Annotated in this window: 1 protein-coding gene; it reads left to right on the top strand. The window is 77.7% G+C overall.

The genetic code is table 11. From position 1 onward, the window contains the following. Positions 1 to 89: 89 nt before the first annotated feature. On the top strand, positions 90 to 1,919 hold a 1,830-nt coding region (locus tag E1264_RS42335), incomplete at its 3' end, for an acyl-CoA dehydrogenase (RefSeq protein WP_132183185.1).

The following is a 1,919-nucleotide window of genomic DNA, read 5'->3' as shown; positions in this document are numbered from 1 at the left end:
GCGCACAGCCCCGCGAACGCCTCCGCGCTCACCTCCACGCACACCCCCGCGATCCCCCTGCGCTCGGCCCGAGGAAAGGATCTACCGCCGTGGAAACCTTCACCGCCGCCGTCCCCGACGAGGGCCTGCTCGCCTTCGTGCGCGGCCCGTCCCTGGACGCCAAGACCCGCACCCGGATCACCGAGGCCGTCCCGGAGGAGTTCTTCACCTACCCCGGCGGGCTCACCGCCCGCGACCACCAGGCGCTCACCTACGAGCGGCTCCGGCGGGCGGGCCTGGCCGCCCCGCCCGCGGCCGAGCTGCTGGACGACCCGCCGGCGCTGTGCGCGCTGCTGGAGCGCGCCGCGATCGCCGACCCGGCGCTGTTCCACGTCATGCTGCTGCACTACACCCTCGCGCTCGGCCCGATCCTGCGGTTCGGCACCGCGCAGCTCAACCAGGAGGCAGACCCCGCCGAGCGGGGGGTGCGGGACGCGCACGACGCGCTCGCCTCCATGGACTCCTTCGGGACGCTGCTGATGACCGAGGTGGGCCGCAGCAACAGCCACCTGTCGCCGCGCACCATCGCCCGCCACGACCCCGCGTCGGGCGGGTTCGTGCTCAGCACCCCGGACGTGCGGGCCGCCAAGTTCCCCACCAGCACCGCGCACCCGCACGTCCCCAAGACCGCCGCCGTCTACGCCACCCTCGTGCACGACGGCGCCGAACGCGGCGTGTTCGTGTTCGTCGTCCCGCTGCGCGGACCCGACGGCGCGGTCGCGCCCGGGGCTCGTGTCGTGGAAGCGCCGGAGACGACCGGGCTCCAGGTCGACTACGCCGCCGTCCTCCTGGACGACCTGCACGTGCCCTACGGCGCGTGGCTGCGCGACGGCGCGTCCATCCACCCCGACGGCACCTTCCACGACCCCGCCGGGTCGGCGGCGGCGCGGCTGACCCGCTCGATGGGCATCGCCCCCGCGGTGTGGCGGGCGGTGATCTCCGCGTCCGCGGCGATCACCCGCGCGTCGGCGGGCACGCTGCTGGCGCACTCGGCCGGCCGGACCACCCTCGGGCGGCTGGCGCCGCGCCGCGCGCTGACCGACTACCGCAACCAGCAGGAGGCGGTGCTCGGCGCGCTGGCCGCCGGGTACGCGCTCACCGCCGTCGCGCGGCACGTCACGACCGCCCGCACCGCCGCCGACGCGCCCGGCGGCGGCACGGCGGGCGGCCCGGAGACGGCGTGGGCGCCGTGGTCGGCGGTCGACCGGGACCTGGCGCTGCTGAAGGCCGCCGCGACCGTCCAGGCGCAGGAGACGGTGTCGGCGTGCCGGGTGCACAGCGGCGCGCCCGGGTTCGCCGCCGTCGAGCGCCTCAACGCCTACCGGGGCCTGGCGCACGCCTACATGAACGCCGGCGGCGACAACGAGCTGATCCTCTACGACACCGCCCGCGCGATGGCCGACCTGGACCGCTACACCCCGCCCGACCCGGGCGCGGGCCCGCCCGACGGCGGCGACCTGCACTCCCCGCGGGTGTGGCTGTTCCTGGCCCGCGACGCCGAGCGGCGGATGCGCGACCGGCTCGCCGCCCGGATCGCCTCCGCCCGCGACGGCGGCGCCGACCCGTTCACCGCGTGGAACGGCAACCTGGCCCTGGCGGCGCGGACCGCCGCCGCCTGCGCCGACCGGATCGTCCTGGAGGTCATCGCCGCGGCGGCCGCGTCCGGGCCGGGGGAGCTCGCGCCCGTGCTGGGCCTGCACGCCCTGAACCTGCTGGAGCGCCGCGCCGCCGACCTGCTCAACGAGGGCGCCGTGCCGCCGGGGTTCCTGGACGAGGTGTGGGCGGCGCGGCGGCGGGCCTGCGACGAGCTGGCCCCCCGCGCGGGCGCGCTGGCCGCCGCGTTCGAGCTGCCCGCCCCGCTCACCGCCCCGGCCGCGTTC

Source organism: Actinomadura sp. KC216, assembly GCF_004348535.1.
GTDB lineage: Bacteria > Actinomycetota > Actinomycetes > Streptosporangiales > Streptosporangiaceae > Spirillospora.
This window is presented reverse-complemented; position numbering and strand designations above follow the sequence as displayed.